Here is a 15,482-nt window from a genome sequence, read left to right as displayed (position 1 = left end):
GATGCCTTCTTCTGCCCCGAAGCGCGGAACGGTCCTGGTCGCCGACGACGACCCGGTGATGCGCCTGCTGATGCTCGAAATGCTGGCCCAGGTCGGGCTGGATGCGATCGAGGCGGTCGATGGCGCGCTGGCGGTCGAACTGGCAGCCAGCCGCGCACCCGACCTGATCCTGATGGACGTCGAGATGCCGCGCATGGACGGCTTCGCGGCCTGCGAGGCGATCCGCCGCGCAGAACGCGCCAGCTCCGCCGACGGCACCGGCGTGCCGATCGTGATGGTCACCGGCGGAGACGACCTGGAGGCGGTGACGCGCGCCTACGAAGCCGGTGCCACCGACTTCGTGTCCAAGCCGATCAACTGGCCGATCCTCGGGCACCGCGTGCTGTACGTGCTGCGCGCCAGCGACGCCATCGCCCGCCTGCGGATCGCCGATGCCCAGAACCGCGCGGTGCTGGCCGCCATTCCCGACACCTTCTTCCGCCTCGACCGCGACGGCTTCTACCTCGATTATGAGCCGGGCCACGAGAGGCCGGGCCACGACAGGCCGGGCCACGACAGGCCGGGCCGCAGGCGCGCCGGGCCCGCGCAGCAGCCGCAACCGCCGCAACCGCAAGCCTGTGTCGGCAAGCACATCACCGACGTGCTGCCGCCCGAGATCGCCGCGCGGATGCTGGAACAGATGCACGCGGTGCTGGCGACCCAGCAGGTGCGTTCGGTCGAGTACGAGCTCGAACACTGCGGCCAGGTGCAACATTTCGAGGCGCGGCTGGTCGCCACCGGTGCGTCGCAGGTGCTGGGACTGGTGCGCGACATCAGCGAGCGCAAGCGCGCGGAAGAACAGATCCGGCGCCTCGCCTACTGCGACAGCCTGACCGGCATCCCGAACCGCCAGGCTTTCCTGGAGACGCTGGAGCGCGAGCTGCAGCGCTCGAAGATCGGCAACAAGAAGTTCGCGGTGCTGTTCATGGACCTCGACGCCTTCAAGCGCATCAACGACACGCTGGGGCACAACGCCGGCGACACGCTGCTCAAGATGGTGTCCGAGCGCCTGCGCGAGACCACGCGGCCGAGCGATCTGGTCTCGCGCGGGGATGGCACGGACGGCGCGTCGGGCGGCAATCCAGGCAAAAGCGGGGCCGACCACACCAGCAACCTGGCGCGCCTGGGTGGCGACGAGTTCACCATCCTGATTCCCGACCTGGAGCGGGTCGAGCATGCGCTGAACGTGGCGCACCGCGTCAAGGAGGCGATGCGGCGGTCCTTTCTGATCGAGGGCAACGAAATCTTCGTCACCGCCAGCATCGGCATCTCGCTGTTTCCGGAGGACGGCGACGACTGCGGCTCGCTGCTCAAGTTCGCCGATACCGCGATGTACCACGCCAAGAACTGCGGCAAGAACAACGCGAAGCTGTACAGCTCTTCGCTGACGATGCAGATCATGAGCCACGTGAAGCTCGAGGTGGGCCTGCGCAAGGCGCTGCAGAACGACGAACTGTACCTGGTCTACCAGCCGCAGCGCGACGTGCGCACCTCCGAGATCGTCGGGGTCGAGGCGCTGGTGCGCTGGCGCCACCCCGAGCGCGGCCTGGTGCCGCCGACCGAGTTCATCCCGCTGGCCGAAGAGACCGGCCTGATCGTGCCGATCGGCGAGTGGGTGCTGCGTACCGCCTGCCGCCAGGCCAGGGTCTGGCAGCGCCACGCGCGGCGCACGCTGCGCATGGCGGTCAACCTGTCGGCCAAGCAGTTCAAGGACGAGAACCTGTCGCAGATGGTGCACTCGGCCCTGCTCGACGCCGGCCTGGAGCCGCGCCTGCTGGAGCTGGAGCTGACCGAAGGCACGCTGATGGACGATGCGCGCGCCACCCTGGTCACGCTGGAACGGCTGCGCGGCATCGGGGTGTACCTGTCGATCGACGACTTCGGCACCGGATACTCGTCGATGAACTACCTGAAGCGCTTCGACGTGCGCGCCCTGAAGATCGACCGCAGCTTCATCAACGGCCTGCCCCAGGATTCGGAAAACGCAGCCATCACCCGCGCCATCATCGCGATGGCGCACGGGCTCAAGATGGTGGTGGTGGCCGAGGGGGTCGAGACCGGCGAGCAGCTGCTGCTGCTCGAGCAGTACGGGTGCGACATGGTGCAGGGCTACTTCCTGGGCCATCCCTCGAATGCCGACGACATTACCGGGATGCTGCGGGCGCCGCCGCTGCTGCTGCCCTCGAAGTAGCGTTCGACCATACGTTGCAATCACACGTCGGCTGCGCGAATACCCTCTGGACGCGTGCTCACCCCTACGGCACGAAGCGCAAGATGTGCTTCGCCGGCCCCGGCAACAGCGGCACCGGCTGCGCCCTCACCCACTCGGCGTGGCCGGCCAGGAAGAACGGCGACAGCGGATGCCCGCTCTGCCCGCCCGGCATGTTGTACAGGCCTTCCTCCTCGCGCCCCGGCGACACCGTCAGGCGCTCCGACTGCCCGAACTTCGGCCCGGCCACGCGCGGCATGTTCGCGTCACCCGGCAACTGGTCCGCCGGCGCCTCCAGCACCGGAGCCAGGGCCGGCACCGCGATGCTGATCGGATGCGCGATCGCGCTGGTGTTGCGGCGGCCCCAGGTGGCCTGGTCGAGCGCCTGGCCATCCTTGCCCAGATCGGCGATCACACGGTCGACGGCGGCCAGTTCCACCGCCCGCCAGTCGGCATACCCCGGCGGCAGCCAGCCGGGCGGACGGGCGTCGAGCAGGCGCGCCACCACCTCGGGCCAGCGGCTGGTCGCGGTAGCCAGCGTGGCCTTCGGCGCGAGCGCATCGATCGCCGCGTTGGCGCGCCCGAACAGCAGCGCGTTCAGCGCCCACATACTGTTGCGCGCCAGCCGGTAAGCGACCGAGTCCACGCTGGCGCGGCCGTCCCAGCTGGTTTCCAGCAGGCGCCGGAACTCGGCACGGCGCGGCTGGCCCGCCAGCGCCTGCGGGTCGAGCGCCGCCAGCAGGCGCTGGCGCCAGCCCGCGATGAACAGGGCGCGGTCGTCGAGCGCCGCGCCGGCAGCCTGGCGCACATCGAGCCCGGCGCCGAGCGCGCGCAGGCCTTCGGCCAGCTGGCGGTTACGTGCGCCCAGGTCGAAGCCGCCGTCGCCGATCAGGGCCGCGCCCTCTCCCATCAGCTGGCGGCTGTTGGCGGTCGTGATCTGGCCGCCGGCCGGGTTCACCACGCGCGGATAGCGTTGCGGCGCCAGCAGCGCGCTCCAGGTGGGCACGTCGCCCGCCAGCGGGAAGGTGGTGGCCAGCACGGGCGTGCTGCGCCGCGGCAGCAGCCCGGCGATGGTCCAGCCGATGTTGCCCAGCGCGTCGCCGGCCACGAAATTCTGGGCCGGGATGCCGTCGACGGCGGCAATCGCCAGCGCTTCGTCCACGTTCGCGGCGCTCTCCAACTCCATGTGCCTGAGGTTGATCGCGGCCGGATCGTGGGCGATCCAGTGCAGCGCGTACCGGCGCCCGCCGGCGTCGCGGATCGGGCCGAGCGACGTCTCGCGCACCACGAAGCGGTCCGGCTGTTCTCCCTTCACGGCGATCAGCTCCAGGTGGCTGGCCGGGGTCTCCCAGCCGTTCGGGGTGCGCACCTGGCCGGGGCGCGCCGGGTCGCTGCCGAGCACCACCAGGTCGACCAGGTCGGCGTAGCTGTTGGTGAAGGCCCAGGCCACTTGCCCGTTGCTGCCGACGATGATGCTCGGCGGCGCGCCCGGCAGGCTGACCCCGGCCAGGCGCCGCTGCCCGCCTTTCGGGTCGGGAAACCGCAGCGCCAGGCGGTACCAGATGTTCGGCAGCTGCAGGCCAAGGTGCATGTCGTCGGCGACGATGGCGGCGCCGCTGGCGCTGCGCTTCCCTGCCAGCGCGTAGTTGTTGCTGCCGACCGCGTCGACGAACCCGGCGCCGGCCAGTTGCACGGGCTGACCGGCGGCCGCCCCCCACCATGCCGGCGCCGTCGGCGGAATCGGCGCCTGCCCTGGCGCTTGCGCTGCCAGGCCGGCATCGAGGGTCGCGTCCCACCTGCTCGCTTCCGGCAGCAGGAAGGCCAGTTGTTCGGGCGTCGCGTGCTCACGCAGCCAGCCGCGCGCCAGTTCGCGCGGCTCCTGGTTGTCCTGCAGGTCGATGTACATCGCCCAGATCACCAGCAGCGAATCGGCGGCACGCCAGGGCTGCGCCTCGGTGCCGGTCAGCGCGTACTCGAATGGCCTGGCGCCCAGCGCCCGCAGGCCGTCGTTGACGCCGGCCACGTAGCGATCGAGCAGGGTCCGCTCCGCTGCCGGCAGGCGCGCCAGTGCCGCCCGCGCACGGGCCCGGAAACGGTGCAGCCGACGCGCGCGGTCGAGCGGCAGGGCCCGCGGGCCGAACAGCTCGGCCAGCTCGCCGGCTGCGGTGCGGCGCAGCAGGTCCATCTGGAAGAAGCGATCCTGGGCGTGGACGAATCCGGTGGCATAGGCCACGTCGGCGCGGTTGGCGCCGCTGATCAAGGGGACGCCGCTTGCGTCGCGCGCCACGGTGACCGGCGCGCCCAGGGCCGGCGCCCGCCGTTCGCCGTCGAGCTGGGCCAGGCTGGCGCGCAGGTACAACCAGCCGGCGGCCAGCGCCAGCACGACCAGCACCAGCAGTCCGGCCGCCCCGCGCAGGGTCCAGGTCTTCCATCGGCGCTGTCGCATCGTGTGGTCCTCCGTGTTGTTGGCGTATCTTGCCAGAAGTTACGCGCTTCCGGCGAACCGGCTCTGTCCGCCGCTGGGCGGAAAATGGCGTCAAGCACGATTGATTTACGCGCTACGTATCCCCACCTGCAGTTCTATACTGGAACCGGAACGCCAGGACGGCGGACAAAGGAGCAGATCATGCAAATGGCAAGGTTGGCGGTATTGGGAATGACGGCGGCGCTCGCGGCTTGCAGTACTCCACAGCAACGGGCCGAGCGCGCGCAGGCGGAAATGGCCGAGCAGATGGCGATCTACGGTCCGGCCTGTTCGCGCCTCGGGTATGCGCCGAACAGCGACGAGTGGCGCCAGTGCGTGCTGCAACTCAGTACGCGCGAGGAACTGCGCCAGACCGGTCCCTCGTACTATGGTGGATGGGGCCCGCGCTACTGGCGTGGCGGCTACTGGGGGCCATACTGGTAATGCCCGGGGCCGCCAGGCGCCGGGCAAAGCCGGCCTTGGTGAGTGCCGCACGGCTTGCCAGCAAACGCTCGACCGTGGCCTGCGCATGGCGCAGCAGCCGCGGATGGCGCACGTCCGGCGGATGCAGGCTCAGCCGGATGAGCGGGCGCTGCGCCAGGGCCAGCGCGAGCAGGTCCGCCATTAGCGGCGAGGCCAGCCGGCCGATGCGGTTGCGTGCGGCGTAGACCAGCGACGGCGACAGCACCTGGCCGGCGCCGCCCCTCCCCGCGGCGGGGCCGCCACGCAGCAGGTGGAAGTACCTGAAGGTGGTGGTGTAGTCGAAATCGAAAGCACGCACGGCCTGCCAGGCCCCCTCGCCCATCAGCCAGGCCGGCGGCACGAAACCGCGCACCGGCCAGCCGCGTTCGGCGAACCAGTCGAGCCCGCACTGGATGCGCCGCGCCGCTTCAATGGCCGGGAGGGCGGCGAATTCGCCCTCGTGGCTGTAGGTCCCGCGCAGGAAACGCTGGCCCAGGCCCGGCCCGCGCGGGGCAGTATCGAGGTGGGTGAAACCATGCAGCGCGAGCTCGTCGCCGCGCGCCAGGGCGCGCTCGAGCCCCGTTTCCATGCGGCCCTGGTCGCCGCCGCCACGGTGGTACTCGGGCACCACCAGCCAGGTCAGCGGAATGTCGGCCACCGCGCGCACGGCCTGCGCCAGGCGCTCGCACGCGTCCCAGGTGGCCGGCGCGACGTCATGGATCGAGACGCACAGCGCCGGCCCCTGGACGATATCGGCCGCCGCGCGGCCGCGCTCAGTCCTGGACACAGACCCGCTCCAGCGCGCGCTGCGTACCAGGCCGCGCCGCCAGCAAGCTGCCGTAGCGGTGCATCAATTGCGGGAACACCTGGCTCCAGTCATGGTGCTCGGCCGCCTTGCGCCGCGCATTGGCGCTCATGCGCACCAGGTCGCGTCCGTAGATCGCCTCGATGGCGCCGGCCAGGCTGCCGGCATCGTCGGGACGCGCCAGGATGCCGGTTTGCTCGTCCACCAGTTCGGCCACCCCGCCGCCGTTGGTGCCGACCACCGGCAGGCCGCAGGCCATCGCTTCGAGCACGATCAGGCCGAAGGTTTCGCAATCGCCCGGATGCACCAGCACGTCGCAGCTCGCCAGCACCCCGGCCAGTTCGCGCTGGTCGCGCTTGAAGGGCATGAGGCTCAGCTGCGGGTGCGGCGCCAGCGCCTCGCCGCCGCCGACCAGCAGCAGGTGGTAAGGCTTGCCGAGCTTGCGGACCGCCCCGATCAGGACGGGCAGCTTCTTGTCGGCGGTGAAGCGGCCGGCATACACCAGCAGGCGCGCGTCTTCCGGCAGGCCGAGTTCGGCCCGCAGGCTGTCGCGGCGGCGGCGCGGATGGAAGATCTCGCTGTCGATGCCGAGCGGCTGGTGCAGGGCGTGGGTGACGCCCATGTCGGCCAGCTGGTGCACCATCAGGCGGCTTGGCGCCAGCACGGTGTCGAACTCGCGGTACAGGTGCGCCAGGTACTTGCAGGTACCCTGCGAGATGGCGTTTCCCAGGCGGTTCTGCACCAGGCGCGGCAGGTCGGAATGGTAAAAGGCGATGGCCGGAATACCGAGCCGCTGACGCAGACGCAGTGCCGCCCAGGCGCAGTGACCGGCGTCGCCCGCCTCGATCAGGTCGGGACGCGCCGCGCGCAGGCGCCGCGCCGCCGCGGCCACCGAGAACGGCATGCGGTAGCCGTTGATGCCGGGCAGCGTCACAGCCGGCACCCGCACCAGGCTGGGCGCTTCGTCGTCGGCGACGTTGGGACTGAAGATGGTGTGCCGCGCCCAGGCGTAACGCGCGAGCCAGCGCGACTTGGCATTCAGGTAGGTGCTGACGCCGCCGCCTTCCGCCGCGTAGAACATCGTGATGTCGACAAGATGCATTTAAGAACCTATCCCAGTAGGGAATGCGTCGCTTTCGGCGCGCCTGGCAAGCGGGGGCCGCGTTGCTCGCGCTTGCCATGCAACGCCGCCAGCGTCCTCTCTCCTACTGGAACAGGTTCAAGGGGCCCGCTGAAAGTAGCAACATAGCAGCGGTCCGCCAACGCGGCTTGCGCGCACGCACAGGTATTCGCGGAACCCTGAGCGGTCGTCCGCCACCTTCGTCTTTACGGGAATTATGCGCTGCGGCGGTCAAGCATGGCGCGCGCTATCGTGCCCGCGTCGACATACTCGAGCTCGCCGCCGACGGGTACGCCGCGCGCCAGCCGGCTGACCTTCAGTCCGCGCGCCTTCAGCATCTCGCTGATGTAGTGGGCGGTCGCTTCGCCCTCATTGGTGAAATTGGTAGCAAGCACGACTTCGACGACGAGTCCGTCGCCGGCGCGCCCCACCAGCTTGTCGAGATGCAGGTCGCGCGGGCCGATGCCGTCCAGCGGCGAGAGCCGCCCCATCAGCACGAAGTACAGGCCCTTGTAGGTCATGGTCTGCTCGATCATCATCTGGTCGGCAGGGGTTTCGACGACGCACAGCAGCGTGTGGTCGCGCGTCTCGTCGGCGCACAGCTCGCACACCTCGGTGTCGGCGAAGGTATTGCACATGGCGCAGTGGTGGACCGTATCCACCGCCTGGTAGAGCGCGCGCGACAGCATGGCCGCGCCTTCGCGGTCATGCTGCAGCAGGTGGAAGGCCATGCGCTGCGCCGACTTCGGACCAATGCCGGGCAGGCGCCGCAATGCCTCGGTCAGGAAGTCGAGCGACCTGGACATATGGGTTCGGGTCAGAACGGCATCTTGAAGCCGGGCGGCATCGGCATGCCGGCGGTCAGGCCGCTCATCTTCTCGGCGGACGTGGCTTCGGCCTTGCGCACGGCGTCGTTGAACGCGGCGGCGACCAGGTCTTCCAGCATGTCGCGGTCGTCGCCCAGCAGCGACGGGTCGATGGTGACGCGCTTGACGTCGTTCTTGCAGGTCATTACGACCTTGACCAGGCCGGCGCCCGACTGGCCCTCGACTTCGATCTGAGCCAGCTGCTCCTGCGCCTTCTTCATGTTGTCCTGCATGGCTTGTGCCTGTTTCATCAAGCCTGCGAGCTGGTTTTTCATCATGGTCGGTCTCTCCAAAAAATGCCAAGTGGGTGATTCAAATTGTCAGGCGGCGGCCGGCTTCACCGAGCCGGGCACGACGAAGGCGCCGAAGCTTCGCTCCATCGCCTGCACGAAGGGATCGGCGGCGACCAGTGCCTCGGCCTGGCGCTGGCGTTCCTCGCGCGCGGCCTTGGCTTCGGCCGCGGCCGTGTACCAGGTCGGGCCGATCTCGGTGTCGAGCGTGACGCGCACCTGCGGGAAATGTTCTTGCAGCGCGGCGGCCAGCTTCTCGCTGTTGCCGCTGGCGCGCAGGGTGTCCACCGGCACGCGCAGGCGGAAAGTCACGGCATGGGCATGCTCATCTGCGTCCACCTTGCATTCGATCAGTTCGGTCTGCAGGGCCAGCTGCTGGGCCACGCCGCGCAGCGGCAGGCCGGCGGCCAGGGCCGGCCAGTTGCCGTCCCAGCCGATGCCCGGGACCGGCGTGACGACATAGGCGTGCGGCGGCGCGGCCGGGGCGCGCATCTGCGCCGGTGCAGGCGCAGTGACAACTGCCGGTGCGTCGGCGGCGACGGCGGTGTCGTCGGAGAACTCGGTGACCCAGGAAGGCGGCTCGTCATCCGCGGGGGCCTGCTGCATGCGCGCCTGCGGCTGCTGCGCTCCCATCTGCGGCGGCGGCACCGCTTGCGGCCGGGACTGCTCCCATGGCGGCGTGGCGCCCGGGGCCGGACGGCCGGACGCGGCGGCGCCCATGGCGGCCGACGGGCCCGCGGCCGGCGGTGCCGCGGTCGGCGCAGACGCCGGCGGCGCTGCGGCCGGGGCAGGTGCTTGCGGTGCAGATACTGGCGGCGCGGCAGCCGGCGCCTCGGCGCGCGGTCTCGCGCCGCCGCCGCTGCGGCCGGATGCCGCGCGTGCCGCTTCCAGCGCCGCGTTGATGGCGGCGCGCGCGGAGCTCATGGCCGGCGCCGGCGCTGGCGCCGCACCCGCGGCCGAAGCCGAAGCTGCCGGCGCCTGGGCCGGCGCGGCGGGGCGCGCCGCGGGCGCAGGCCGCGCCACCGCCGCATGGCTGGCCGCGGCGACCGCCGCCGCCCGTGCCGCCGGCGCGGCGCCGGCTGCCACACCGGGTGCGGCCGTCGCAGGCGCCACCTGCTCGGCGCCGCCCTGCCCCGGACGGAAGGCGAGCATGCGCAGCAGGGTCATGGTGAAGCCGGCGTATTCGTCCGGCGCCAGGCCGATCTCGTTACGGCCGTGCACCGCGATCTGGTAGTAGAGCTGGACTTCCTGGGGGTCGAAGGCCTCGGCCAGGCGCAGGATGTCGCTCAGTTCCGGCAGGTCTTGCGGTACCGCCGAAGGCACCGACTGCGCCAGTGCGATGCGGTGCAGCAGCGTGCCGAGGTCTTGCAGCGCGCCGTTGTAGGACAGGCTGCGGCTGGCCATCTCGTCGGCCACCGCCATCAGGTCGGCGCCGTCCTGCGCCTGCAGCGCGTCCAGCAGGCGCACCAGGTAGGACTGGTCGAGCGCCCCCAGCATGCCCTGCACCGCCTCCAGGCTCACCTGGCCGGCGGCATAGGCGATCGCCTGGTCGGTGAGGGACAGCGCGTCGCGCATCGAGCCGTGCGCGCCCTGCGCCAGCAGGCGCAGGGCCGGCTGTTCGAAGGCCACGCCCTCCTGGCCGAGGATGTTCTCGAGGTGGCCCACGATGTGGCCGGGCGGCATCTGCTTGAGGTTGAACTGCAGGCAGCGCGACAGCACCGTGACCGGGATCTTCTGCGGGTCGGTGGTCGCGAGGATGAACTTGACGTGCGGCGGCGGTTCCTCGAGCGTTTTGAGCATCGCGTTGAACGCGTGATTGGTGAGCATGTGCACCTCGTCGATCATGTAGACCTTGAAGCGCGCATTGCTCGGCGCATACACCGCCTGCTCCAGCAGCTGGGCCATCTCGTCGACGCCGCGATTGGAGGCCGCGTCCATCTCGATGTAGTCCACGAAGCGGCCGGCGTCGATCGCGCGGCAGGCTTCGCATTGTCCGCAGGGTTCGGGCGTGATGCCGCCCTGCCCGCTTGGTCCCACGCAGTTGAGCGACTTGGCCAGGATGCGCGACAGCGTCGTCTTGCCGACCCCGCGCGTGCCCGTGAACAGGTAGGCGTGGTGCAGGCGGCCCGTTTTCAGCGCATGGGTCAGCGCACGGACGACGTGCTCCTGGCCGACCAGCGTTTCGAAGTTCTTGGGACGGTATTTGCGGGCGAGGACTTGATAGGACATGCCGCGATTTTACCGCAGTTGGCGGGCGCCGCGAACTTTCCGCGGCGTCCCCGGCTACACCCTCAGGCCGCGATGCGGGCCTGGCGGGGGTCCAGGTGGAAGACCCCGACCACCTCCGCCAGCCGGCGCGCCTGCCCTTCCAGCGACCCGGCCGTACTGGCGGCCTGCTCGACCAGCCGGGCGTTGTCGCGCGTGGAGGCATCCATCGCGCGGATCGCCTCGTCGATCTCGGCAATGCCGGCTGCCTGCTCGCGGCTGGCGCTGCTGATGCCGGCAATCAGGGTGGAGACCTGGCGCACGCTGTCGACCACCTGCTCCATGGTGGCGCCCGCCTGTCGGACCAGCGCGCTGCCGGCCTCCACCTGGGACACCGATTCGCCGATCAGCGCCTTGATCTCGTGCGCGGCCGTGGCCGAGCGCTGCGCCAGGTTACGCACTTCGCTCGCGACGACGGCGAAGCCACGCCCCTGCTCACCCGCCCGGGCCGCCTCGACCGCCGCGTTCAGCGCCAGGATATTGGTCTGGAAGGCGATCCCGTCGATCACCGCGATGATGTCGGCGATCTTGCGCGACGAGGCATCGATCGATGCCATGCGCTGCACCGCCTTGGCGACCACCTCCCCGCCGAGGGCGGCGACGTCGGAGGCGCTGCCCGCCAGTTCGTTGGCGGCAACCGCGCGCGCGGCGTTCTGCTGGACGGTGCCGGTCAGTTCGGCCATCGAGCGCACCGTCACCTGGATCGAGGCGGCCTGCGCGCTGGTGCGCGTCGCCAGCTCGGCATTGCCGGCGGCGATCTGCACCGAACTGGCGCTGGTCGCCTGCACGCTGCGCTGGACGCTGGCCATCGCTTCTTCCAGCAGGCGCACCACGTCGCGCAGCGCGCGCCCGCTGCCGCTCTCGGCCGGCAGGGCCGCGGCGCGCAGGTCGATCCGTCCGCCCGGGTTCGCCATCGTGGCCACGCTCACGCGCAGTTCGGCCGACTGCAGGGCGTCGCGGCGCAGTACCTGGGCCAGGAAGCACAATACCGCGCTCTCGGCCACGACATACGCGGCATGGAACAGCACCATGGGCAGGCCGGGCTCGCTCAGGCAGCGCACGCCGAAACCGAGTTCCTGCAGGTAATTAAAAGACAGGTGGTGCAGCGCCACCACGCCTGCGGCCGCGACGATCACGCGCCAGTCGCGGTAGCACAGCAGGAAGGCCAGCAGCACGAAGATCCCGAAGTGCAGCTCGGTGCGTCCGGCCGCCTGGTGGATGTGCAGGGCGCAGAACACCATCATGGCCACCGCGACCGCCATGCGCGACAGGCGGGTGCCGCCATTGGCGAGCGTCAGCAGGGTCGGCACGAGCGCCGCCGGCAGGCCGACCAACAGCGCCCAGCGCAAGGTGTCGTACATGCCGGACAGGGCAAGCGCCATCGCGAACAGGCACCACAGCACCCCGCACATGAGCCGGTCGGCCCGTAGATGACTCGCCTTCAACACCTGGTCTACACTGTACTGTTCCACGTTGCGCTCTCATCAATATGTCAAGGCGCACATTCAACCAGATTTCATAATTTCCACAGGGAAATTTGATTGAATTAACGGAACAATCCCGGTTCGTGCAACGTAAATGCAACACGGCCAAGGATTTTTCGAAAGTACATTTCAGACGGGAATATCGACGCGCTGCCAATGCCGGCGTGGGAACGACTGAGGAGAGATGAAGCGAAGAGAAAGGAGGAGGCGAGCCTGATCTGCGGCACTTGCGGTGAACGGCTTTGGCTGCTTCGTTCCCGACCTGACCAGGTAAACCATGCCGCAATGCGCAGGGGCCCGCCAGCGATCATTATACCCGACCCCCGAACTTTATGGGGCCGGATCTTGCAAAGCCTGTTTGCGCGCTTTCAGCAGTGCCGGCACGCCATGCGCGCTTACAGGCCCAGCTGGCCCCAGATATCGTCCACGCGCGCCTTCACTTCCGGCGTCATGACGATCGGCGTGCCCCACTCGCGGCTGGTCTCGCCCGGCCACTTGTTGGTGGCGTCGATGCCCATTTTGCTGCCCAGGCCGCTGATTGGCGAGGCGAAGTCGAGGTAGTCGATCGGCGTATTGTCGACCATGACCGTGTCGCGGGTCGGGTCGACCCGGGTCGTGATGGCCCAGATGACTTCCTTCCAGTCGCGCACGTCGACGTCCTCGTCCACCACCACGATGAACTTGGTATACATGAACTGGCGCAGGAAACTCCAGACCCCGAACATGACGCGCTTGGCGTGGCCGGCGTACTGCTTCTTCATCTGCACCACCGCCATCCGGTAGCTGCAGCCTTCCGGCGGCAGGTAGAAGTCGGTGATTTCGCTGAACTGCTTTTGCAGCAGCGGGATGAAGACCTCGTTCAGGGCCACGCCCAGCACCGCCGGCTCGTCGGGCGGCTTGCCGGTGTAGGTCGAGTGGTAGACCGGGTCGCGCCGCATCGTGATGCGGTCGACCGTGAACACCGGGAAGCTGTCCTGCTCATTGTAATAACCGGTGTGGTCGCCGTACGGGCCTTCGAGCGCATGCTCGAAACCGGACGGATGGTTCGTATCCGGATAGATATGCCCTTCGAGCACGATCTCGCTCGATGCCGGCACCCGCAGTTCGCTGCCGATGGCTTTGGTGAGCACGGTGCGCTGGCCGCGCAGCAGGCCGGCGAACTGGTATTCGGACAGGCTGTCCGGCACCGGCGTCACGGCGCCCAGGATGGTGGCCGGATCGGCGCCGAGCGCCACCGCCACCGGATAGGGCTTGCCGGGATTGGCCAGCGCGTGCTCGCGGAAGTCGAGCGCGCCGCCGCGGTGCGCCAGCCAGCGCATGATCAGCTTGTTCGGCCCCAGCACCTGCTGGCGGTAGATACCCAGGTTCTGGCGCTTCTTGTGCGGACCCTTGGTGATCACCAGGCCCCAGGTGATCAGGGGCGCGATGTCGCCCGGCCAGCAGTGCTGGATCGGCAGCCTGGCCAGGTCGACGTCCTGCCCTTCCCAGACGATGTCGTGGCAGGGCGCGCCGCGCACTTCTTTCGGCGCCATGTCCCACACCGCCTTGACCAGCGAGCCCAGGCCCATGACGTCCTTGAAGCCCTTGGGCGGCTCCGGCTCCTTCAGGCGCGCCAGCACGTGGCCGATATTGCGCAGCTCGGTGACGCTTTCGGCGCCCATGCCCAGCGCGACCCGGCGTGGGGTGCCGAACAGGTTGCCCAGCACCGGCATGGCGTACCCGGTCGGCTTCTCGAACAGCAGCGCAGGGCCTTCGGCGCGCAGGGTCCGGTCGCAGATCTCCGTCATCTCGAGGTGGGGCGACACCGGTACGCCAACGTGTTTGAGCTCGCCCATTCGTTCGAGCTGCGCCATAAAGTCCCGCAAATCTGAATATTTCATCAAGTTTTGATCGTTATCTCGTCAGTAGAAGCTGGTTCAAGGCACCATGCCAAGTAGTTGATTTAGCAAGCCTTTTGAAAATTTCGGCCTGGCAATCAGAACTAAAAGTAATAAGAGCGGATCGTGCTAGGGTTGACTTGGTATAAGGGAGCCACTAGAATCCGTCCTACTTGATGAGGCAGGTAGTCGTTCTGACGTGATTTTAGCTGTTCTCATGCATTCACGGGGTCGGGGCCCCACATGACATTTTTGAGGAGTGTTTTCACTGGGCGTCTGCCCAATCCCCCGAGACAGTTGTTGAGCCACTGGTTCTACCCGCACGGGTTTCAAAGCAGCCAGCTGTAGCAAGGCAATGACGGCGTTAGTCGGCCGCGACGCGGCGACCTACGATATTTCTGATGCACGGCAATCAGTCCCGAACACAGCGCGAACTTCACGTTCCTGCGCCGTGACAGGAGTCTTTTTGCCGCGACAAGGGGAATTCGATGATCCATCGTTTCATCACGAGCGCAAGGCTCGTGCAATCCATGGCCAGCCAGCCAGTCACATGGTCTTCCATGAGCAAAGCGGCACGCGGCATGTTCAACACCGCACGCAACACCCTGACCGTATTCGGTCTCTCGGCAGTGGCCATGCTGGCGCTGCTGTATACCAACGAAGACGTCGCCAAGCGCGTCTCGACCATGCTGCATCCCCAGCCCGAGATCGTCGCCGTGGCGCCGCCCGCTCCGGCGCCCGTGGCCGTGCCGGCCGCCGAGGCCGTCGAAACGCGCCACGTGACTGCGCAGCACCTCGGCAATACCAAGCAACAGCAATGGGTCACCTCCTGGCTGAGCCGGCGTTACCGCGTTGCCAGCGACGCCGCCAACATGCTGGTCTCGACCGCCTACATGACGGCGCACGAGGTCAAGCTCGACCCGCTGCTGATCCTGGCGGTGATGGCGATCGAATCCGGCCTGAACCCCTTCGCCGAAAGCCCGATGGGCGCCAAGGGATTGATGCAGGTCATGGCCAAGGTTCACCACGACAAGTTCGAGAAGGTCGGCGGCCAGGAAGCCGCCCTGAATCCGGTCGCCAACATCAAGGTCGGCGCCCTGATCCTGAAGGATTACGTCAAGCGCACCGGTTCCGTCGAAGGCGGCCTGAAGACCTACGTCGGCGCGGCCGACCTGGCAACCGATTCCGGCTACGGCGCCAAGGTGCTGGCCGAGTACAAGCGACTGAAGCAGGTTGCGCGCGGCCACAAGGTGCCGATCACCAATCCGCGTCCGCTGCCGGCGCCGGTCGTGGTCAAGCAGGCGCCGGCCGCCGTGCCGAACGAGGCTCCGGTGACCAGTCCTGCGGTTGCTCCCGCCAAGCCGGACAACCACGGCCTGGAAGCGCTGGCCACCCTGTAAGCCAGGCAGGAAACACGCCTCGGCAGCCACCCTTTGCGGTGGCTTTTTCGTTGGCGCCGCCAGCGTTGGCGAGGGATGAGGCCTGAACTGTTGCGGCTCAAGCCCCTCCCCTGGCCGGGCCCGCCGGCGCCGCCTGTTGCGTGGCTTCAGGACAACATGGTGGCGCGCCATCGGCTTCATCGACGGGCAAGCGAAACAGCG

Annotated in this window: 10 protein-coding genes and 1 other RNA gene; 2 read left to right on the top strand and 9 right to left on the bottom strand. The window is 68.7% G+C overall.

What is annotated here, in order from left to right:
* Nucleotide 1: 1 nt before the first annotated feature.
* Nucleotides 2–2,230, top strand: a complete 2,229-nt coding sequence (locus IM543_08985) for an EAL domain-containing protein (GenBank protein QOY95945.1) — start codon at nt 2–4, stop codon at nt 2,228–2,230.
* Between the two features lie 64 nt (nt 2,231–2,294).
* Here IM543_08985 and IM543_08980 read toward each other — a convergent pair whose 3' ends face one another.
* The 9 genes from IM543_08980 to ubiD form a co-directional block, all read right to left on the bottom strand.
* A complete protein-coding gene (locus IM543_08980) occupies nt 2,295–4,694 on the bottom strand; it encodes a penicillin acylase family protein (protein QOY95944.1) in 2,400 nt (799 codons plus the stop codon).
* Between the two features lie 364 nt (nt 4,695–5,058).
* Nucleotides 5,059–5,925 carry a polysaccharide deacetylase family protein gene (locus tag IM543_08975; protein QOY96591.1) on the bottom strand — a complete coding sequence of 289 codons (867 nt, stop codon included), beginning with the start codon at nt 5,923–5,925 and terminating at the stop codon, nt 5,059–5,061.
* 22 nt (nt 5,926–5,947) lie between these two features.
* The gene (locus IM543_08970; GenBank protein QOY95943.1) at nt 5,948–7,081 is read right to left on the bottom strand and encodes a glycosyltransferase; all 1,134 of its coding nucleotides are present in this window, start codon (nt 7,079–7,081) and stop codon (nt 5,948–5,950) included.
* Between the two features lie 233 nt (nt 7,082–7,314).
* Nucleotides 7,315–7,905, bottom strand: coding sequence for a recombination protein RecR (recR, locus tag IM543_08965; protein ID QOY95942.1), 591 nt, complete (start codon nt 7,903–7,905; stop codon nt 7,315–7,317).
* 11 nt (nt 7,906–7,916) lie between these two features.
* Nucleotides 7,917–8,243: a YbaB/EbfC family nucleoid-associated protein gene (locus IM543_08960; GenBank protein QOY95941.1), complete on the bottom strand. Its 327-nt coding sequence runs from the start codon at nt 8,241–8,243 to the stop codon at nt 7,917–7,919.
* A 42-nt stretch (nt 8,244–8,285) separates the two neighbouring features.
* Nucleotides 8,286–10,484 (bottom strand): DNA polymerase III subunit gamma/tau, encoded by a 2,199-nt coding sequence (locus tag IM543_08955; protein ID QOY95940.1) that lies wholly within the window; start codon nt 10,482–10,484, stop codon nt 8,286–8,288.
* Between the two features lie 62 nt (nt 10,485–10,546).
* A complete protein-coding gene (locus IM543_08950; GenBank protein ID QOY95939.1) occupies nt 10,547–11,992 on the bottom strand; it encodes a chemotaxis protein in 1,446 nt (481 codons plus the stop codon).
* A gap of 215 nt (nt 11,993–12,207) precedes the next feature.
* Nucleotides 12,208–12,306, bottom strand: an RNA gene (gene ffs / locus IM543_08945) — signal recognition particle sRNA small type.
* A 93-nt stretch (nt 12,307–12,399) separates the two neighbouring features.
* Nucleotides 12,400–13,884: a 4-hydroxy-3-polyprenylbenzoate decarboxylase gene (gene ubiD / locus IM543_08940; protein QOY95938.1), complete on the bottom strand. Its 1,485-nt coding sequence runs from the start codon at nt 13,882–13,884 to the stop codon at nt 12,400–12,402.
* 527 nt (nt 13,885–14,411) lie between these two features.
* Between ubiD and IM543_08935 the strand changes: the two genes are divergently transcribed.
* The gene (locus tag IM543_08935; GenBank protein QOY95937.1) at nt 14,412–15,281 is read left to right on the top strand and encodes a transglycosylase SLT domain-containing protein; all 870 of its coding nucleotides are present in this window, start codon (nt 14,412–14,414) and stop codon (nt 15,279–15,281) included.
* The last annotated feature ends 201 nt before the right edge of the window (nt 15,282–15,482 follow it).

The sequence above is a fragment of the Massilia sp. UMI-21 genome (genome assembly GCA_015277795.1).
Lineage (GTDB): Bacteria > Pseudomonadota > Gammaproteobacteria > Burkholderiales > Burkholderiaceae_D > Telluria.
The sequence above is the reverse complement of the archived record's forward strand: the minus strand, read 5'-3'. Positions and strand labels throughout refer to the sequence as shown.